Origin of the sequence: Streptosporangium sp. NPDC051022 (assembly GCF_040683035.1) — a bacterium.
In the GTDB taxonomy this organism is placed as follows: Bacteria; Actinomycetota; Actinomycetes; order Streptosporangiales; family Streptosporangiaceae; genus Streptosporangium.
Map to the genome: position 1 here is coordinate 113893 of NZ_JBFBCF010000003.1, position 18960 is coordinate 132852.

General features: G+C 71.9%; 19 protein-coding genes and 1 riboswitch. Of the genes, 9 read left to right on the forward strand and 10 right to left on the reverse strand.

The genetic code is table 11. The features are described 5' to 3' along the window. Nucleotides 1–40 precede the first annotated feature (40 nt). Both glgX and AB0N02_RS07235 read right to left on the reverse strand, forming a co-directional pair. Nucleotides 41–2158: a glycogen debranching protein GlgX gene (gene glgX / locus AB0N02_RS07230; RefSeq protein ID WP_363943618.1), complete on the reverse strand. Its 2118-nt coding sequence runs from the start codon at nucleotides 2156–2158 to the stop codon at nucleotides 41–43. A gap of 655 nt (nucleotides 2159–2813) precedes the next feature. After that, nucleotides 2814–3242, reverse strand: coding sequence for an OsmC family protein (locus tag AB0N02_RS07235; protein WP_363943620.1), 429 nt, complete (start codon nucleotides 3240–3242; stop codon nucleotides 2814–2816). A gap of 252 nt (nucleotides 3243–3494) precedes the next feature. Between AB0N02_RS07235 and AB0N02_RS07240 the strand changes: the two genes are divergently transcribed. Together AB0N02_RS07240 and AB0N02_RS07245 are read left to right on the forward strand one after the other, a co-directional pair. After that, a complete protein-coding gene (locus AB0N02_RS07240; protein ID WP_363943622.1) occupies nucleotides 3495–4028 on the forward strand; it encodes a sigma-70 family RNA polymerase sigma factor in 534 nt (177 codons plus the stop codon). Next, complete coding sequence (locus AB0N02_RS07245; protein WP_363943624.1) at nucleotides 4025–5167, forward strand: hypothetical protein; 1143 nt, start codon at nucleotides 4025–4027, stop codon at nucleotides 5165–5167. The genes AB0N02_RS07240 and AB0N02_RS07245 overlap by 4 nt, the downstream gene beginning before the upstream one ends. A 126-nt stretch (nucleotides 5168–5293) precedes the next feature. On the opposite strand, the gene AB0N02_RS07250 is transcribed toward AB0N02_RS07245, so the two are convergent. Next, on the reverse strand, nucleotides 5294–5857 hold the full coding sequence (locus AB0N02_RS07250) for a hypothetical protein (protein ID WP_363943626.1): 564 nt from the start codon (nucleotides 5855–5857) through the stop codon (nucleotides 5294–5296). A gap of 215 nt (nucleotides 5858–6072) precedes the next feature. Here AB0N02_RS07250 and AB0N02_RS07255 point away from each other — a divergent pair, with 215 nt between their 5' ends. Continuing rightward, nucleotides 6073–6672, forward strand: a complete 600-nt coding sequence (locus tag AB0N02_RS07255) for a hypothetical protein (RefSeq protein WP_363943628.1) — start codon at nucleotides 6073–6075, stop codon at nucleotides 6670–6672. On the opposite strand, the gene AB0N02_RS07260 is transcribed toward AB0N02_RS07255, so the two are convergent. Further along, nucleotides 6665–8284: an isovaleryl-CoA dehydrogenase gene (locus AB0N02_RS07260; protein WP_363943630.1), complete on the reverse strand. Its 1620-nt coding sequence runs from the start codon at nucleotides 8282–8284 to the stop codon at nucleotides 6665–6667. The genes AB0N02_RS07255 and AB0N02_RS07260 overlap by 8 nt on opposite strands. Nucleotides 8285–8530: 246 nt before the next feature. Beyond that, entirely contained in the window at nucleotides 8531–9979 is a 1449-nt protein-coding gene (locus AB0N02_RS07265; RefSeq protein ID WP_363943631.1) for an ankyrin repeat domain-containing protein, read from the reverse strand. A 201-nt stretch (nucleotides 9980–10180) separates the two neighbouring features. On the opposite strand from AB0N02_RS07265, the gene AB0N02_RS07270 reads away from it, so the two are divergent. From AB0N02_RS07270 to AB0N02_RS07280, 3 genes are all read left to right on the forward strand, one after another. Then, nucleotides 10181–11023 carry a DUF1707 domain-containing protein gene (locus tag AB0N02_RS07270; protein ID WP_363943633.1) on the forward strand — a complete coding sequence of 281 codons (843 nt, stop codon included), beginning with the start codon at nucleotides 10181–10183 and terminating at the stop codon, nucleotides 11021–11023. 85 nt (nucleotides 11024–11108) lie between these two features. Next, nucleotides 11109–11606, forward strand: a complete 498-nt coding sequence (locus AB0N02_RS07275; RefSeq protein ID WP_363943635.1) for a SigE family RNA polymerase sigma factor — start codon at nucleotides 11109–11111, stop codon at nucleotides 11604–11606. A 4-nt stretch (nucleotides 11607–11610) separates the two neighbouring features. Then, nucleotides 11611–12423 carry a hypothetical protein gene (locus tag AB0N02_RS07280; RefSeq protein WP_363943636.1) on the forward strand — a complete coding sequence of 271 codons (813 nt, stop codon included), beginning with the start codon at nucleotides 11611–11613 and terminating at the stop codon, nucleotides 12421–12423. 6 nt (nucleotides 12424–12429) lie between these two features. On the opposite strand, the gene AB0N02_RS07285 is transcribed toward AB0N02_RS07280, so the two are convergent. The 5 genes from AB0N02_RS07285 to AB0N02_RS07305 form a co-directional block, all read right to left on the reverse strand. Continuing rightward, nucleotides 12430–13197: a sirohydrochlorin chelatase gene (locus AB0N02_RS07285; RefSeq protein WP_363943637.1), complete on the reverse strand. Its 768-nt coding sequence runs from the start codon at nucleotides 13195–13197 to the stop codon at nucleotides 12430–12432. A gap of 8 nt (nucleotides 13198–13205) precedes the next feature. Continuing rightward, nucleotides 13206–13934, reverse strand: coding sequence for a phosphoadenylyl-sulfate reductase (locus tag AB0N02_RS07290; protein WP_363943639.1), 729 nt, complete (start codon nucleotides 13932–13934; stop codon nucleotides 13206–13208). A gap of 172 nt (nucleotides 13935–14106) precedes the next feature. Continuing rightward, nucleotides 14107–14250: an Insertion element protein gene (locus AB0N02_RS07295; RefSeq protein ID WP_344900914.1), complete on the reverse strand. Its 144-nt coding sequence runs from the start codon at nucleotides 14248–14250 to the stop codon at nucleotides 14107–14109. Between the two features lie 76 nt (nucleotides 14251–14326). Next, nucleotides 14327–16009: a nitrite/sulfite reductase gene (locus AB0N02_RS07300; RefSeq protein ID WP_363943642.1), complete on the reverse strand. Its 1683-nt coding sequence runs from the start codon at nucleotides 16007–16009 to the stop codon at nucleotides 14327–14329. A gap of 319 nt (nucleotides 16010–16328) precedes the next feature. After that, complete coding sequence (locus AB0N02_RS07305) at nucleotides 16329–16463, reverse strand: hypothetical protein (protein ID WP_363943644.1); 135 nt, start codon at nucleotides 16461–16463, stop codon at nucleotides 16329–16331. Between the two features lie 98 nt (nucleotides 16464–16561). Between AB0N02_RS07305 and AB0N02_RS07310 the strand changes: the two genes are divergently transcribed. The 3 genes from AB0N02_RS07310 (at nucleotide 16562) to AB0N02_RS07320 (ending at nucleotide 18859) form a co-directional block, all read left to right on the forward strand. Further along, nucleotides 16562–17386, forward strand: coding sequence for a TIGR03084 family metal-binding protein (locus tag AB0N02_RS07310; RefSeq protein ID WP_363944214.1), 825 nt, complete (start codon nucleotides 16562–16564; stop codon nucleotides 17384–17386). Between the two features lie 12 nt (nucleotides 17387–17398). After that, a complete protein-coding gene (locus AB0N02_RS07315; RefSeq protein ID WP_363943645.1) occupies nucleotides 17399–17797 on the forward strand; it encodes a YccF domain-containing protein in 399 nt (132 codons plus the stop codon). Nucleotides 17798–17893: 96 nt separating this feature from the next. Then, entirely contained in the window at nucleotides 17894–18859 is a 966-nt protein-coding gene (locus tag AB0N02_RS07320) for a YihY/virulence factor BrkB family protein (protein ID WP_363943646.1), read from the forward strand. An 18-nt stretch (nucleotides 18860–18877) separates the two neighbouring features. Then, a riboswitch (ZMP/ZTP riboswitch) is annotated at nucleotides 18878–18958 on the forward strand. The last annotated feature ends 2 nt before the right edge of the window (nucleotides 18959–18960 follow it).

Consider the following 18960-nt stretch of genomic DNA (forward strand, 5'->3'; position numbering starts at 1 on the left):
CACGCCGCCCTCCGGGAGGCCGCCCTCCGGGCCGCGGCGCCTACCTCCGGTGGCAGCGCAGGATCCGCACCGAGCGCGAGGTCACCGCGATCTCGGCCTCCGGCGCCCAGGACCCGTCCGGGAGCGCCCGCGCGGGGTCCTCGTCGGCGGTGTCCAGCACGGGCAGCCACCGCGCGCCGTACCTCGCGTCGGGAACGGTGAAGGTCATGTCCTCGTGGTGGCCGTTGATCAGCAGCAGGAAGGAGTCGTCGACGATCGGCTCGCCGCGGGGGCCGGGTTCGGTGATCGCCTCGCCGTTGAGGAAGACGGTCAGCGACTTGGCGTATCCGGTGTGCCAGTCGGAGGCCGACATCTCCTCGCCCGAAGGGGTGAACCAGACGATGTCGCGGGTGCCGTCGTCGGCCCTGCGCCCGTGGAAGAACCTGCGCCGCTGGAAGACGGGGTGCTCGCGCCGCAGCTCCGACAGGGTCCTGACGAAGGACAGCAGTTCCTTCTCGTCTTCGGCCGGCGACCAGTCGACCCAGGAGATCTCGTTGTCCTGGCAGTAGGCGTTGTTGTTGCCGCCCTGCGTCCGGCCGAACTCGTCGCCCGCCAGCAGCATCGGCACACCCTGGGAGACGAACAGGGTGGTCAGGAGGTTACGGCGCTGGCGGCGGCGCAGGCGAGTGATCTCCGGATCGCCGGTCACCCCCTCGGCGCCGCAGTTCCACGACCGGTTGTCGTCGGTGCCGTCGCGGTTGTCCTCCCCGTTGGCCTCGTTGTGCTTGCGGTCGTAGGAGACCAGGTCGGTGAGCGTGAACCCGTCGTGGCAGGTGACGAAGTTGATGGAGGCCACCGGGCGGCGCCCCGAGGTGGCGTAGAGGTCGGCCGAGCCGGTCAGCCGGGAGGCGAACTCCGGCAGCGCGGAGCCGTTCCCGCGCCAGAAGTCGCGCACGCTGTCGCGGTACTTGCCGTTCCACTCCGTCCACAGCGGAGGGAAGTTGCCGACCTGGTAGCCGCCGGGGCCCACGTCCCACGGCTCGGCGATCAGCTTCGCCTGGGAGATGACCGGGTCCTGCTGGATCAGGTCGAAGAACGCGCTCAGCCGGTCGACGTCGTGCAGCTCCCGGGCCAGGGCGGCGGCCAGGTCGAAGCGGAAGCCGTCGACGTGCATCTCCAGGACCCAGTAGCGCAGCGAGTCCATGATGAGCTGCAGCGCGTGCGGCGAACGGACGTTGAGGGAGTTGCCGCAGCCGGTGTAGTCGAGGTAGAAGCGCCGGTCGCCGTCGTGCAGCCGGTAGTAGGCCGCGTTGTCGATGCCGCGGAAGCCCAGCGTCGGCCCCATGTGGTCGCCCTCGGCCGTGTGGTTGTAGACCACGTCCAGGATGACCTCGATCCCGGCGTCGTGCAGCGCCCGCACCATGGCCTTGAACTCCTGCACCTGCTGGCCCCGCTGCCCCGAGGCGGAGTAGGCGGCGTGCGGCGCCAGGTAGGCGATCGTGTTGTAGCCCCAGTAGTTCGTCAGCCCCCGGGCGACCATCGCGTGCTCCGGCACGAACTGGTGCACCGGCATCAGCTCCACGGCGGTGACGCCCAGGCTCAGCAGGTGGTCGATGACCGCCGGGTGCGCCAGGCCGGCGTACGTGCCGCGGTGCTCCCTGGGCACGGCGGGGTGGCGCATGGTGAGCCCGCGCACGTGCGCCTCGTAGATCACGGTCTGGTGGTACGGCGTGTGGGGCAACCGGTCGTTCCCCCAGTCGAAGAACGGGTTGACCACCACGTTCTTCGGCATGAAGGGGGCGCTGTCGTCGTCGTTGCGCCCGGCCGGGTCGGTGAACGGATACGAGAACAGCGACTCGTTCCACGCCAGGCCGCCCTCGACGGCCTTGGCGTAGGGGTCGAGCAGCAGCTTGGCGGGGTTGCAGCGGTGCCCCCCGGAGGGGTCGTACGGGCCGTGCACGCGGTAGCCGTAGCGCTGGCCCGGGGTGACTCCCGGGAAGTAGCCGTGCCAGACGAAGCCGTCCACCTCGGGCAGGTCGACGCGTTCCTCACGGCCGTCGTCGTCGAACAGGCACAGCTCGACGCGCTCGGCCACCTCGGAGAACACCGAGAAACCGGTGCCGGCGCCATCCCAGGTGCCACCGAGTGGGTATGGCGATCCCGGCCAGATTTCGCGCATGTGGCCTTATTCTCCCTCAGCTGGGCCCTCGTGCGCGGGGCGTCGCCGCTGTCGGCGCCCCGCTGCGGGGGAACACGAATGGTCGGACCGGCCCGGCCTCTCCCGGCGGGAGCGGCGGACCTGCGGGGTGTGCACCTTCTTCGGCTGCTTGCTCGGATGGTCGGTCGCGACCGGGCAGGAGTGGGGGACGGCCGGGTGGCCGCGACCGGGGGCACGGCGTGACCGGTGCCTCGGCCCTCGGGGTGGTCTGCCCGGTGGAGCGGGGGTGGCCTGAGTGTATGCGCCCCGGGTCACTGAGTGGAACGCCGATCCTTAAGGCTTTAACCTGCGATTTTGCCGCTTTCCTCGGATATGCGAGTTTCTGCGCGGATGCGTTCGGTGACGGGGTGTGCGCGATCCCGGAGCGGGCGGAACCCGCCGGCGTACGGCGTGCGGAGAGGGCACTGAGAGGGCACTGAGAGGGCACTGAGAGGGTGCGGAGGGGGTGACGGGGGCGCGGGGCCGGGGAGCGCGGGGGCGGGGAAGTCCGGGCCGTGTTCCCGGATCCAGGGGACGGCGGGACGGCGGGACGGGGAGCGGGGACGCGGGCGGCGGGCCCGGGAGTCCGTGACCGCGCGGGCCGCCCTGGGCCCGCGCGGTCATGGAACCGCGCCGATCAGCCGACCAGTTCGGCGTTGAGGCTGATCGTGGTGCCCGCGAGGGCCTTGCTCACCGGGCAGTTGGCCTTGGCCGTCTCGGCCGCCTGCTGGAACTCCTCCGCCGACAGGCCCTCCACCTGGCCGCGGACCGAGATGACGATCCCGGTGATGCCCTCGCCCGGCTGGAAGGTCACGTCCGCCCTGGTCTCCAGGGACTGCGGAGGGGTGCCCGCCTGCGCCAGCCCGTGGGACAGGGCCATCGAGAAGCAGGAGGAGTGCGCCGCCGCGATGAGCTCCTCCGGAGAGGTCTTGCCGTTGGCCTGCTCGGCTCTGGAGGGCCAGGACACGTCGAACGTGCCCACACCGGAGGAGTCCAGCGAGACGGTGCCCGATCCGTCGAGGAGCGCGCCCTTCCACTGGGTCGTAGCGGTACGTGTCGTCGCCATGGCGATGTCCTTTCGATCACGAAGCGTTAGCCATGAACGACCCTACTGGTCGAGATCACGACGCTCGCCCCCGGAGCGTTCATTGGTGCCCGTCCTTCTCCGGAACCTTCCTCGGAACGGAGGCGGCCGTCAGGGACGGCGCGTTCCGAGGTAAGGCTCGAATGACTTTCCGTGACCGTTCGCATGGAATCTGTAATCGAATCCTTGGTGCTGGACGTAAGAGCCATGACGGCAGGTGGGGAAGGGGCGGCCGTGTCGGAGGAGGACGAGGAGAAGTGGTTCGAATGGATGTTCCGCGCCTTCTACGAGCCTGTGTGGGCATACGCGGCGCGCCGGGTCGGCTGCGGGGGAGCCGACGACATCGCCTCGTGCACCTTCCAGACTGCCTGGAACAAGAGGCACCGGATCCCGAAGGACGACGAACGGGCCGTCATCGCCTGGCTGTACCGCGTGGCCTGGGGCCACGTGCGCAACGCCACGCGCGGCGAGGGGCGCAGACAGCGTCTCGTGGCGCTGCTGAGACAGCTCCCGCCCGAACAGTCCGCTGAGGGAGCACACGAAGAGGAAGAGGTCAGGACCGCGATGGAGACGGCCATGGCGCGCCTGCGCCCCAAGGACGGAGAGATCCTCCGCCTGCACTACTGGGAGGACCTCGCGGTCGAGGAGATCGGCAAGGTCCTCGGCCTGACGCCCAACGCGGTCCGGGTGCGGCTGTGCCGGGCCCGCATGCGCCTGGCCGAGCTGCTGCGCGGCATGCGCCTGCGGTGCGAGGAGGCCGGCAGGTGAGCACCGAGGGCGGCGACGAGGTCCGTGAGCTCATGGTCAGGCACAATCCGGTCCTCCCGCACGAGGTGCGGGAGAGGATGGGCCGGGGGGAGGACGACGAGATCCTCCGGCGGATCCTGCGCGGGCGCGCCCCCCGCAGGACGCGCGGCAGGGGACCCGCCCTGGTCTTCCTCGTCCTGGGGTCCGCCGCGGCGATGGTCGCCTCGCTGCAGCTCCCGCAGCAGCCCCGGCAGGTCCGGCCGTCCGCCGGGGCGGCACCGCCCGCCCCGGCCGGTCGCCCGGGGCCGCGCATCACCGACGACCTGACCAGGATCGTGCGCATCTCCAGCGTCAGGCCCCTGCGCGACCTGTCCCCCCGCCCGATGGCGTCTTTCCCGCCGGCCTCGCCCGATCTGCTGGAGCTGGCGGCGCTCGCCGCGGGCCGCCCGCACCCCGCGCCCGGCCCGTGGAGCTACGTCAGGACCGAGGAGTGGCTGCTGGCGACCACCGTGGCGGCGGACGGCACGACCTCGGAGGTCATGCCGTGGGTCGTGCGGCGCTGGACACCGGCGGGCGACGGCGGGACCTATCTCAGGACACGGACGGCGGGCAGGCCGTTCGGCGGCGGTGGCTGGGCGGGCATCTCGACCGGCCTGGAGCATCCGGTCCCCGCCCCGGGCGGCGGGGACGTGCCTTCCACGACGGTCAGGGACACCGGCAGCGCGGCGGACCTTCAGCCCCGGGCGGCCTCGCTGCCGCGCTCCGGGCCCGAGCTCCGCCGGCGGCTGCTGGCCGGCGAGCCGCAGGCCACGATGACGCCGACGCGCCGTCTCGTCAGGGCGGTGGAGAACCTGTGCTCCCACGACGTGGTCGATCCCGCGCTGTCGGCGGCCCTGTGGCGGGTCCTCGCGCTCCAGGACGACCTGAGGTCGCTCGGGCGGATCAGGGACCGCGACGGCAGGCCGGGACAGGCCTTCGGGTTCGAGGACGGGCCGCTGCTGGGGGTGTTCGTCGTCAGCCCGGAGACCGGGGGCCTGCTCGCGACCGAGCTGATCAGGATCGCGGGGGCGGACGGCTCGGCGGACTTCCGCCCGGCCGTCGAGGAGTACCGGACGTACGTCACCGCCAGATGGGTGGACGGCGAGGGGAAGACCTCCTGAGCCGTACGGCCGCCGCCCGGGCCGTACGGCCGCCGCCCGGGCCGGATGGGCACCGGGCAGGACCGGGCCGGGGGTGGGGCGCCGTGCCCCGTCCCCGGCCCGGTCACGGGCGGCCGGGACGGTCGTTCAGCGGCCGGGGCAGTCGCGCATGCTGGGGTGGGCGTTCACCCAGCGCTGGTCGCCGACGTCGCTCACGTTGCCGTAGCCCTCCTCGCGGGAGAAACAGGTTCCGCCGTCGGTGCGGCTCCGTTTGACGAAGAAGACGAAGGGGCGGTCGTTCTTGACGGACATGATGACGCCCGTCCCGCTCAGCCTCCGCGGCCCCGGCGCCTTGATGGCCTGCCGTGACCCCTCGAACGCCCGGCGGTCGTAGAGGCACACCGCGTTGTCCAGGACGCCGTCCTCGTCGCAGTCGTGCTCGGCGCTCCGGCGGGCGGGGCCGCACGACGGCGGCCGGAAGGTGATCACCTCGGCGCCGTCGTCGTAGGAGAGCGTGTCCGGCGGGACGAGCCGTCCCTCCGGCGCCTTCGCGAGCTGTTCCGCGATCGCCCGGGCGATGTCGGCCCGGCAGGGGGAGGGCGGATCGGCGGTGGAGGCGGGAGGCGGGGCCGAGGTCGAGGCCGGGGCACTCGATAGAAGGGTCGAGAGGGCGGCGCACGCCACACCGAGCCCTTTCAGGCCGATCATCATAATTAATCCTTTTTGTGGAAAGCGACGGCGGCGGCGATGACACCCGCCTTTCGAGGGCCGAGAGTAGACCAGCGACCAGGGAGAAGGCCGCAGGGAGATCGCTTTCTTTGCTTCGGCGAAGCAATGAATTATCTGCGTATCCGCCTGTAATGAACACCGCCGCGACGGACGTTTATCACCGGAGAGCATTTCTTTGTCAGGACGGAGCGCTTCGGATGAGGACACCCCCATCGACCCGCACAGGACACCGCGAGCCGCTGCCCCGGGACGGCACCCGCGACTGCGGTGTGCTGGAGAGGGTGATCCACCGGCGCTGGTCGGGGACACCGCGGCGGGAGCTGGTGGTCGCGGTGGACGAGCTCGCGGGCCTGCCCGTCCACCTGGCGAGCCGCCTGGCCGAGGACCTCGACGGGATCTGGCTCGGCGCCGACGTGCTCCCCGAGCCCCCCGAGCCGGACGACTCCTGTGACGCGCGGGTGGCGGCCGACTCGGCGGGCATCTACGTGGGACGCACGATCGTCATCGCGGGCGGGGCCCACTCCTCGGGGGCGCTGGTCCACCACATGATCGGGCACGTGCTGTGCGATCTGGACGAGATGGACCAGACCCCGGAGTGGCGGCGGATCATGAGCTTCTGCCGTCCCCTGCTCGCCCTGGACCGCTACCGCGACTGCTCCTCGGAGTGGTGGGCCGAGAGCTACGCCCTGTGCGCCAGCCGGAGGCTGGACCGGCTCACCCGGCTGCTGGCCGACGACGTCCAAGCCGCCTCGGCCGTGGCGGCCTACCACCAGAGACGCCAGGGGTGGGTCAGATGACGGCCCGGTCGACGACGGCCGCCAGATCCAGTCCCGGGGGCAGGGTGCCGAAGGCGCGGCCCGCCTCGCCGGACAGCCGGGAGGCGCAGAAGGCGTCGGCGACGGCCGGGGGCGCCAGCCGTACGAGCAGGGAACCCTGCAGGACCAGGGCCATGTCCTCGGCGACCCTGCGGGCGCGGGCCTCGATGCCGCTCAGGTCGCCGAGCGACCTGCGCAGCCGGTCGGCGGCGTCGTCCAGGCGCCGGTCGGCCCCCGCGGCCAGGGCGACCTCGGCGAAGAACGCCTCCTGAGCCTCGGGTTCACGTCCCAGGGCGCGCAGCACGTCCAGCGCCGCCACGTTCCCCGACCCCTCCCAGATGCCGTTGAGCGGTGACTCGCGCAGCAGCCGCGGCATCTGCGACTCCTCGACGTAGCCGTTGCCGCCCAGGCACTCCAGCGCCTCGGCCGCGTGGGCCGGGCCGCGTTTGCACACCCAGTACTTCCCGGCGGCCAGCGCGATCCGGCGCAGCGCGCTCTCGGCGCGGTCCCCGGCGACGGCCCGGTCGGTGGCCCCGGCGAGCCGTGTCATCAGCGTGGTCGCGGCCTCCGACTCCAGGACCAGGTCCGCCAGGACGTTGCGCATCAGCGGCTGGTCGATCAGCTTCCTGCCGAAGGCCGAGCGGTGCGCGGCGTGGTGGACGGCCCGTGTCACGCCGTACCGCATGCCGGCCGCCGAGCCGATCACACAGTCCAGCCGGGTCAGGTTGACCATCTCCAGGATGGTCCGCACCCCCCGGCCCTCCTCGCCGACCGGCCAGGCGAGCGCGCGGTCGTACTCCACCTCGGCGCTGGCGTTCGACCTGTTGCCCAGCTTGTCCTTCAGCCGCATCAGGCGCATGGCGTTGCGGGTGCCGTCGGGCAGGACCCGGGGCAGCAGGAAGCACGACAGGCCCCCCGGAGCCTGGGCGAGCACCAGGAACACGTCGCACATCGGCGCCGAGTTGAACCACTTGTGACCGGTCAGGGCGTAGCTCCCGTCGCCCAGGGGCTCGGCCCTCGTGGTGCTCGCCCGGACGTCCGAGCCGCCCTGCTTCTCGGTCATCGCCATTCCGGCGAGCACCCCGCGCTTGTCCTGCGGCGGCCGCAGGCCGAAGTCGTAGCTCCGGGAGACCAGCAGGGGCTCCCAGGCGGCGGCGAGCGCCGGGCTGTGGCGCAGCGCGGCGACCGAGGCGTAGGTCATGGAGATCGGGCAGCCGTGCCCGGCCTCGGCCTGGCTCCAGACGTAGAACTTGGCCGCGCGGGCCACGTGGGCGCCCGGCCTGGCGCTCGACCAGGCGGTCGCGTGCAGGCCGTTCTCCACCGCGACGGTCATCAGCTCATGCCAGGCGGGGTGGAACTCGACCTCGTCGATCCGGTTGCCGTGCCGGTCGTGGGTGCGCAGGACCGGCGGATGCTCGTTGGCCAGCCGTCCCCACTCCCCGGCCTGTTCCGAGCCCGCGAGCGTGCCGAGCCGGTGCAGCTCTCCCGTGGCCCAGTCCGCGCCCTCGCGCGTCACACCGGAAAGGAGCGCGGCGTCGGCGGACACGTCGTGACCGGTGAACGGGGGAACCTGGTTGAAGACGTCATGGGTCACGCGCGGCCTCCAGGAGACTCGACCGGCCCCGTCGCCGGGCCTTGGCATACATATCACCGCTTAACGGGATTTCTCACCGGTCCGCCGGGCCGGGCACCGCCGGGCGGTGCCCGGCCCGGTGAGGAGTCCCGGCCGCGACGGCCGGTTCCCCACGACGAGACCGTCCCGGTTTCCGGGGCGAGGCCGCGGAGACCGGGTTTCCGCGACGAGCCGGTGGAGGTCGTTCCCCGCGGTGAGGCCGTGGGGTCAGTTCCCCGTGACGAGGTCGCGGAGGTAGGTGTCGTCCTCGTCGCTCTCGGCGAGCACCCGGTCGGCGCCCCGCTTGGCCCGCGCGTCGCCCCGCGTCGCGAGCCCCCGGGTCGCCTCGGCCACGGTGTTCAGGTCGTCGTCGTCGAGCCGCCCGGCCAGCGCGTCACGGATCTGCTCGGTGTCCTCGGTCAGCCCGGCCAGGCCCATGGTCGCCCAGTCGCGCACCTCCTCGTCGGGGTCCTCCGTCATCGAGATGAGCAGCGCGAGCCCCTCGGCGTGACCGGGCGGCAGGACGGCGGCCAGCGCGGCGGGATCGGCCTGGGTGCGCGTCCATCCGCCGGCGGTGACGATCTCCAGGACCTCGGGCAGCGCGCGGGGGTCGCCGTGGTGGCCGAGCGCGCCGAGCACCGAGCGCAGCACCCGCTCGTCGCCCTCGGTGGCCGCCATCCGCCGCAGGAGCGGCAGCGTCCGCTCCAGGAAGGGCTTGTCGTCCTCGGTGAAGCCGAACTCCGCCAGCACGTCGACGGCGAACTCCCGCTTGCGCGGATCCTCACTGACGCACAGGCGCGCCGCGGCCTCGAAGGTCTCCTCGTCCCCGCGCCGGCTCAGCGAGCTCGCCACCGTCCACCAGGTCTCGGCCTCCTCGTCGACGTCCCGGTACGGCAGCGCCCGCTCGACCAGCTCGTCGAAGGACGGCCGCTCCCCGGCCGCGTCCTCCAGGAGGGTCGCGATGGCCGCGTGACCGCGCTGGCAGCGCAGTTCGGCCTGGCGCTCGCCGTCCGGCCCGACGGCGGCGACGGTCACCAGGTCGGTGCCGTCCTCGGCGCGGCTGCGGCCCACGACGAACTGCGTCCCCTCGGGGGCCTGCTCGGTGAGCTGTTCGAGCAGCGCGTTCTCCAGTTGCGTGCCCAGCCAGTCGTAGGCGATGGCCAGCGGGGTGTCGCCCTCGCCGTCCGCCCGGCTCGCGTCGGCCCCGTGCTCCAGCAGCGCGCGCACGGCGCCCAGCGCCCCGCGCCGGGTGGCCAGGGTGAGGGCGGTCTCGCCGCTGTCGTTGGTCTCCTCGGGGGAGGCTCCGGCCTCCAGCAGGGCCGTGAGCGCCTCGGCCCGGCCGTTGGAGGCGGCCCAGAGCGGCGCGCTCCAGCCGCCGTCCTCCCGGCCCGCCGGATCGGCCCCGGCCCGTAGCAGCGCCTTCACGATCTCGGCGTGGCCCCAGGCGGCCGCCGCGCACAGGGGCAGCCCCTCCTCCTCGCCCTCGCTGATCCGGTTCGGGTCGGCCCCGTGCGCGAGCAGGGCGTCCACGATCGCCGCGCGCCCGCCGGCCGCGGCCGCGTACAGCGCCGTCCGCCCCGCAGCGTCGCCGGGATCGGCGCCCGTGCCGTCCTGGAGCAGGCGCCCGGCCCGCTCGGCGTCGTTACGGGCCACCGCCTCCAGAAGTTCTTCGTACATGAGGGGACCCTAGCCTGTCCCGGTGCGCCGCCGGGGCCGGGACAGGCCGGGACCCGGCGGCGCACCGGGCGGTCCGTTCCGGTGGGGGCGGAGACCGGAGGCGGCGACCGGAGACCGCGGTGCCGGTTTCCAGCGGTGTAAACAGTCATGTCCTCCTTACGGAGGACCCTCGCCGGAACAACTCACGATATGTTGTGAGTTATGAGTGATCCCGGCGCGATGCGGGTCTCGGACGCGGAGCGAGAGGCGGTCGTGGAGCGGCTGCGCGTCGCCTCCGTGGAGGGACGCCTGACACTCGGAGAGCTGACCGAGCGCACCGAGGCGGCCTACACCGCCGTCACACAGGCGGAGCTGGCGGTCATCACCTCCGACCTGCCCACGGCCGGGCAGGCCGCTCCCAGGCCCGCCTACGCGCCCGCCGGGCCCGCCGGGCCCGCAGTGCCCCGGGAGGGCAGGGTGCGGCAGTGGTTCGTGGCCGTGATGGGCGACTCCAAGCGCCGCGGCAAGTGGCGGATCGACCAGGGGCTCGGCGCGGTCGCCGTGATGGGCGACGTCGTGCTCGACCTGCGTGAGGCCGAGGTCCGCACCGACGTGGTCGACATCGTCGCCACCGTGGTCATGGGCGATGTGAAGATCATCGTGCCGGACGGCGTGGACATCGAGATCGACGGCGTCACGATCATGGGGGACAAGAAGGTCCAGGTCATCGAGGCGCCTCCCGGTATGAACGTGCCACTGATCCGGATCAAGGCCTACGTGGTCATGGGCGACCTCAAGGTGATCGGCGACTCCAAGGCCAAGCCCCTCAAGAAGCCCTGGGCCGCCTGGCGGGAGCAGTGGCGCGAGCTGCGCGGCGAGCTCATGGGCGAGCCCCGGCACTCCCTGCCGCCCTCCGGCGCCCACGGCTGGCACCAGGGCCCGCAGGACGCGCCCGGCGACCCGGCCGCCGCCCCCTGGTACGACTCCGACGGCCGCGGGCGTCGCCGGGAGCACCGGGAATACCGGGAACACCGGGAACGCGGCCGGGAGTATCGCGACCGCTGAGGGTGATGTCCCGCCGGTCGTGCAACGTTCCGCGGGGTCCGAACGGTAGTGATCGGTGAACATCACCGATCAGTGAGGACTTCGGATGCGAGACCGGGCCGACTTCGAGCGCTACGTCGAGCAGCGCTCGGCCCGTCTGCTGCGCACCGCCTACCTCCTATGCCGTGACTGGGGAACGGCGGAGGACCTGCTGCAGACGGCACTGGCCAAGGCGTGGTTCGCCTGGCGCAGAGTGGGAGACGATCCCGACCCCTACGTCTACCGGATCCTGGCCAACACCCATGCCAGCTGGTGGCGCAGGAGGTGGCGGGGCGAGGTGCCGACCGCGGAGCCGCCCGAGGGCGCCGCCGCGGATCCGGCCGGCGAGCTCGGCGTCCGCGAGGCGCTCCGTACGGCGCTGGCCGCCCTGCCCGCCAAGCAGCGGGCGGTGCTGGTCCTGCGCTATTTCGCGGACCTGCCCGACAAGGAGATCGCCGCGATCCTCGGCTGCTCGGAGGCCACCGTGCGCAGCCAGGCCGCCAGAGCCCTGGCCAAACTGCGCGTCGACCCCGCGGCCAGGGCCGCGACCATCACGGGGAGCTGACATCATGATCACCGAATCGGACCTGCGCGATCTTCTCCACGAGGAAGCCGAAGACGCCTCCGGCGCCGGGGTGACCGTCGCCGGGGTGAACCGGCGGATCGGCGTGATCAGGCGCCGCCGCCTGCGCCTGCTGGGCGGGGCGGTCGCGGCCGGGCTCGCGGTCGCGGCGGCGCTGACCCTGCCCGGCTCGGGGGGCGCCGGGGTCCCCGACGACATCTGGAGCGGGGTGATGGCCCAGCCCTCGCCCAGGTACGGCGCCCGCGAGGTCTCCGTCGACATCCTGGACAGGCGGTTCTCCCGGATGGGGGAGCGCATCGCCGTCGACGTCCCGCAGGACCAGGAGGGCGGAGACGGCTGGGGAGTGGTCGAGTGCCCGCCCGAGGCGGAGATGCTCTACTGGCTGGACGGCGTCTACCGCAACGGCCTGGTGTGCAACCAGATCCTGGCCGTCGACGGCAAAGAGACCTTCGGGACCAAGGAACTCATGGCCGGCGGCGAGAAGACCGTCGGGGTCACTGTGACGGTGCCGCGGGGCACCAGGCGCCTGGAGTTCGCCGTGGTGCCCCCCGGCTCCGTCAGGAGGCTCGGCAGGCCGCTGGTGAACGAGAGGGACGCGCAGCGGGTGCTGGGGTTCGCGGACGGGAAGCGCGCCGAGATGCGCTTCACGCTCGTCGACCGCCGGATCGAGTCGTGCGACAGCGGTCCCGGCTGCCGCTTCGCCGACGAGAGCATTCCGCCCTGGACCCCGGCTCCCGCCGGGACCACCATCTATCCCGAATACCCCGAGACCGGGTCAGGCTTTCTCGAGCGCCCCTAGACCGGGTCAGGCGGTGGCCGACCGCTCCGCCCCGCGCAGGGCCTGCTCGTAACGTTCGATTAACACGGCCGCAAGCTCGGGGGCGGCGCCGAGGACGTCCGCGACGACCTCGGCGCCCGCGGCCAGGGTGTTCGCACGGATCTTGTCGGCGAAGAAGCCGGGAGCCAGCAGGTAGGGGGCCACGACCACGCGGGGGGCCCCGGCCGCCAGGAGACGCCCGACCTCCTCCTGCGGCGTGGGCTCCGCGGCGGAGGCGTAGGCGGCGGTCACCGACCACCAGCCGCGCCGTGCCGCCCACCCGGCGGCGACCCTCGCGACCGTCGCGTTGGCCCTGCGGTCACTGGAGCCCGCCGAGACCAGCACCACCGCGGTGTCCGGATCGCCGGGCTCCACCCCCGCCTCGGCCAGGCGCCGCTCGAGGGCGGTGACCAGCAGCGGGTGCGGGCCCAGCGTGGCACCCCGGTGCACCCGCAGCAGCGGCCTGCGGGCCGCCGCCTCGGCCAGCGCCCCGGGGATGTCCACCCGGCTGTGGTAGGCCTCGGTGAGCAGCAGCGGCAGCACCGCCGCCTCGGTCAGCCCGGACAGCGCCATCGCCAGCGTCGGCGGGGCGTGGTCGAGGTAGGCGGTGCGCACGGGGATCTCCGGGCGGGCCCGTCGTACGAGGTCGAGCAGATCCTCCACCGTCGCGGCGGCGCGCGGGTCGCGGGACCCGTGCGCCACCGCGATCAGCGGCGGTGCGGACGTCGTGCCACGCGGGCGCCACGTCGCGGACACCACAGGCGTCATAGATGCAGCCCGCATTCCGTCTTGCCCATGCCGGCCCAGCGGCCGCTGCGCGGGTCCTCGCCGGGCGTGACCTGGCGGGTGCAGGGCGCGCAGCCGATCGAGGGGTAGTTGTCGTAGTGCAGCGGGTTGATCAGCACGCCGTTGTCGGCCATGTAGTTGTCGACGTCCTCCTGCGTCCAGCGGGCGATCGGGTTGATCTTGACCATCTGGCGCTTGGCGTCCCACTCCACGACCTTGACCCCGGCGCGGGTGCTGGCCTCGTCGCGGCGGATGCCGGAGATCCAGGCGAGGTACGGCTCCAGCGCGCGGTTGAGCGGCTCGACCTTGCGCAGGTAGCAGCACAGGTCGGGGTTGCGGCCGAACAGGCGCGGGCCGAGGTCGCGCTCCTGCTCGGCCACCGTCCTGGACGGCTTGACGTCGATCACGTTCACGTCGTAGACCTGCCGCACGGCGTCACGGGTGCCGATCGTCTCGGCGAAGTGGTAACCCGTGTCGATGAACAGCACGTCCACGCCAGGCTTGACCCGGCTCACGAGGTCGATCAACAGGGCGTCGCTCATGGAGGAGGTCAGGCAGAGCCGGTCACCGAACGTGGCGGCGGCCCAGCGGATGATCTCGAGCGCGGAGGCCTCCTCGAGGAAGCGCGCCGCCGACTCGACGATGTCCTGCATGTCCAGCGCGCCACGCTGCTGCCGTAGCCCGACCTCGATGTCCACCAGTGTCATCGCTCGCTCACCACTCCTCATTCGCCGCACGGGCCACTTCGATCGCTGCGTCGGGTGCGTCACACGTCATCGCTCGCTCACCGTCTGTCATCGCTCGCTCACCGCTCCTCATTCGCTACGCGGACCGCTCGTTCCTCGCGGGCCGCTTCGCTCACTGCGTCGGGTTCGCTCCTCATGACCGCACCCCGATGCCGAGGAACTTCAGCTTGAAGGCGCGGATGCACGAACGGCAGTACCAGCCGCCGTCGCCCTCGTAGGGTTCGAGGTCCTCCTCGCCGCAGTAGGGGCAGTGGAAGGGGACCGCTCGCTCGCTCATCGGTTCCTCCCGTCCCGGTTCACGGCGCCGCGCCCGCGGGCGCGGCGGGGCGCACGCCCCGCCGTGTCGTCGGTGATCACTTGAGGTCCGTCTCGTCGGCGCGCTGGACCCACTCGGAGAAGGTCTCGCCCTCGTTGCGCTGCTTGTCGAAGTTGCGCACGACGCGCTCCACGTAGTCGGGGAGCTCCTCCGCGGTGGTCTTCAGCCCGCGGACCTTGCGGCCGAAGCCGGCGTTGACGCCCAGCGAGCCGCCCAGGTGGATCTGGAAGCCCTCGACCTGCTCGCCCGCCTCGTTGACGACCAGCTGGCCCTTGAGGCCGATGTCGGCGACCTGGATGCGCGCGCAGGAGTTCGGGCAGCCGTTGACGTTGATGGTCAGCGGCTCCTTGAAGTCCGGCAGGCGCCGCTCCAGCTCGTCGATCAGGTGGGCCCCGGTGGCCTTCGTCTCGACGATCGCCAGCTTGCAGAACTCGATGCCGGTGCACGCCATGGTCTGGCGGCGGAAGGTGGAGGGGTTGACCCGCAGGTCGTTGGCCTCCAGCTCGGCGACGACGCTGTCCACCCGGTCGGGGGCCACGTCGAGGATGACCATCTTCTGCTCGACCGTGGTGTGGACCCGGTTCGAGCCGTGCCGCTCGGCGATGTCGGCGATCACGTGCAGCTTGTCGCCGTCGAGGCGGCCGACCTTGGGCGCGAAGCCGACGTAGAAGTTGCCGTCCTTCTGCGGGAAGACGCCCACGTGGTCCCGGCGGCCGCCGCGCGGCTGCTCGGGCGCGGGGCCGTCGGGCAGGGCGCGGCCGAGGTACTCGGTCTCCAGGACCTGCCGGAACTTCTCCACTCCCCAGTCGCTGACCAGGAACTTGATGCGCGCCCTGTGGCGCAGGCGGCGGTAGCCGTAGTCGCGGAAGATGCCGATCACGCCGGCCCAGACCTCGCTGACCCGCTCCGGGGCGACGAAGACGCCCAGCCGCTTGGCCAGCATCGGGTTGGTCGACAGGCCGCCGCCCACCCACAGGTCGTAGCCCCGCTCGCCGTGCTCGTTGACCACGCCGACGAAGGCGATGTCGTTGATCTCGTGCACCGTGCAGTGCGCGGGGCAGCCGCTCACCGCGGTCTTGAACTTGCGGGGCAGGTTGGAGTACGCCGGGTCGCCGATGTAGCTGTCGTAGATCTCCCGGATCTGGTCGGTGCCGTCGACGACCTCGTCGGTGTCGATCCCGGCCAGCGGGCAGCCCAGGATGACGCGCGGGGTGTCGCCACAGGCCTCGGTCGTGGACAGGCCGACGGCCTCCAGGCGCTTCCAGATGTCGGGGACGGACTCGATCTCGATCCAGTGCAGCTGGATGTTCTGCCGGTCGGTGACGTCGGCGGTGCCCCGGCCGTAGAGGTTGGAGACGTCGGCGATGGCGCGCAGCTGCTCCAGGTCGAGCCTGCCGCCGTCGATCCTGACGCGGAGCATGAAGTAGCGGTCGTCGAGCTCCTCGGGCTCCAGGATCGCGGTCTTGCCGCCGTCGATCCCGGGCTTGCGCTGGGTGTAGAGCCCGTACCAGCGCATCCGGCCACGCAGGTCGGCCGGATCGATGGAGTCGAAGCCGCCCTTGGCGTAGATGTCGATGATTCGCTGACGGACGTTGAGCCCGTCGTCGTTCTTCTTGTTCTCTTCGTTCTTGTTCAGCGGTTCGCGGTAACCGAGAGCCCACTGACCTTCGCCTCGCGGGCGCTTGTGGTGGCGGTTAGCCGGACGGGCCGGGGTCGTCATGTGCGCGTCCTTTGTAATCGGTGGAGTGATTTCCGGACACGCACAGGCCCCACCTGCCGCCTCGTCGTCGAGTGCGGGGGAAAATCGCTCGCGAGGGAGGACGCCTGTTACGCGCCCGAGCTGGGTGAAATCAGCGGAGGGCGACGGTCAACGGACGTCACGACAGATGGCACTGCGGACACGCAGAAGGTCGACGTGGCGTCGCACGACGAGCAATGGGTCCGCTGGCATGTCCACGACGATACCTTGGTGAGCCGAGATGTCCAATGTGAGGTCCACAATCTGGACTTTTTCTGGGCTCAATGTGGACATTCCAGGCTCAGCCTTGGCGTGGCCAGGCCAGAGCCGACTCTCTGCCCTCTGCCGCCTTGCCGGTCGGCTGGTGCTGGCAGTCGCACCACGAGCCGCCCCGGCACTCGTCGTGCCGGCGCTCCTTGCACCTGTCGCAGATCATTCTTCCATTGTGCGCCGTTCCTTGTAGAACATCGCTCGGTTACCCTGGCCTGAGCCGTGACGATGCCTGAGCCGGGGCAAGGAGGCGCCGTGGGCCTGATGGGCGAGCTGCTGGCGGATCTGTGTGCGGAGACCGACGATCTGGACGCCGTCGTCCGCGGGCTCGAACCCGCGGCCTGGGAGCTGCCCACCCCCGCCGACGGCTGGGCGGTACGCGATCAGATCAGCCACCTCGCCTGGTTCGACGACGCCGCGACCGTCGCCGCGACCGATCCGGACGGCTTCCGCGCCGCGCGGGCCGCGTTCGCCGACCGCGGCGCCTCGGCGGTCGACGAGCTCGCGGCCGCCTCGCGCGGCCTCGCCTGCGACCGGCTCCACGACTGGTTCCGCGCGGCCAGGGAGCGCAGCCTGGAGGCCTTCGCCCGGCTGGAGGCCACGGCCCGGCTGCCCTGGTACGGCCCCGACATGTCGGCGGCCTCCTTCGTCACCGCGCGGCTGATGGAGACCTGGGCCCACGGGCAGGACGTGGCGGACGCGCTCGGCGTCGTGCGGATCCCCACCGCCAGGCTCAGGCACGTGGCGACGCTCGGGGTGCGGGCCATGCCGTACGGCTTCACGGTCCGCGGCCTCGAACCGCCCGCGGACCCGGTGCGGGTCGAGCTGACGCTGCCCGACGGATCACCGTGGACGGCGGGCCCGCTCGGGGCGGCGAACGTGATCAGGGGGACCGCGCTCGACTTCTGTCTCCTCGTGGTCCGGCGCCGCCACCTCGACGACACCTTCCTCGACGTGCGGGGTGCGGCGGCGCGGGCGTGGACGGAGGTCGCCCAGGCCTTCGCGGGCCCTCCGGGTAAGGGGAGGGCACGACTGGGATCAGGGGTTTCTCAGGGGGCCACCCGATGGGGCGGCTTCCGTCCCGCCTGAGATCCTCGAATCATGCGCACTTTGTTGAATGTCATATGGCTGGTGTTCGCGGGGATCTGGCTGGCGCTCGGTTATGTCGTCGCGGGCGTCGTCTGCTGCATTCTGATCATCACGATCCCGTTCGGCATCGCGTCGTTCCGGATCGCCGCCTACGCGCTGTGGCCCTTCGGGCGGACAGTGGTGCGCGACCCCGAGGCGGGCTGCCTGTCCACCGTCGGCAACGTGATCTGGTGCGTCGTCGCCGGGATCTGGCTGGCCATCGGCCACGTGATCACCTCGATCCCGTTGTTCCTGTCGATCATCGGCATCCCGATGGGCGTGGCGAACCTCAAGCTCATCCCCGTCTCCCTGCTGCCGCTGGGCGCCCGGATCGTCGACGTGGACGACGTGGACGCGTTCTACCGCAGGTAGCGCTCTTACCGCAGGTGGTGACGGTGACGGAGCCGAGATTCGATCGTTGCCGAGCGGACTCGTGATCAAGGGGCGCTGCGCATACGGTTGGGTGCCATGATGTCCACCGACGCCCCGGCGCGCAGGCGTGGGTCCAGAAGGCGCACCCTGGGCGCGGCCAGGACCCGGCTGCGCGCGGGCCTGTCCTGGGTTCGGGGCACGGACACCTGGGCACTGGCGAGCGCCACCACGAACGCGGGCGTCACCTACCGGGTCACCGGCCTGGCCGGGGAGGCCGCCTTCTTCGCCCTGCTGTCGCTGCCGCCGTTCATGCTCGGCCTGATCGGGGTGCTCGGCCAGCTCACCCGGATCTTCGGCCCGGAGACGGTGCGCAACGTCAGCGACTGGATCGAGACGCAGGCCCACCTGCTGTTCACCGACAACGCCGTGGACACCGTCGTCACGCCGCTCATCGACGACGTGCTGAAACCCGAGAACCAGGTGTCCCTGATCTCGCTGGGCTTCCTGCTGGCCCTGTGGTCGGGGTCGCGGGCGCTGTTCGTCTACGTGGACCTGATCTCGCTCGCCTACGGGCTCGGCGAGGAACGCGGCATCATCCGCACCCGCCTGATGTCCTTCGGCCTCTATCTCGCGGGCCTGCTGGTCGGCCTGCTGGTCATGCCCGTCCTCGTCCTCGGCCCCGTGGCGCTGCGCGGCGCCCTTCCCCCCGACTACTCCGGCCTGGTCGACAGCCTCTACTGGCCGGTCGTCGTCGTCGGCTCGGTGTTCTTCCTGACGCTGCTGTACCACGTGAGCGTGCCGGTGCGCACGCGCTGGTGGCGGGAGCTGCCCGGAGCGGTGCTCGCGCTCATCATCTGGATCGCCTGCGCCGCCGTGCTGCGCGCGGTGCTCGCCGCCTGGTTCTCCCCGGTCTCCATCTACGGCTCGCTCGCCGCCCCGATCGCGGTGCTGCTGTGGCTCTACATCACCGCGCTGGCCGTGCTCATCGGCGCGACGCTCAACGCGGAGGTGGACCGGCTCTGGCCGGTCGGAGGCGTGGGCCGCACAGCGCGTGCGGGCTGAGCGCGGCCGGTCCGCTATCGTCTAAAGCGCGACTGGCGCATTGGGTGGGAGAGACCACCGGGGAGCGAACAGCGGAGGCCGTACGCCTGGGTCTTCGCACG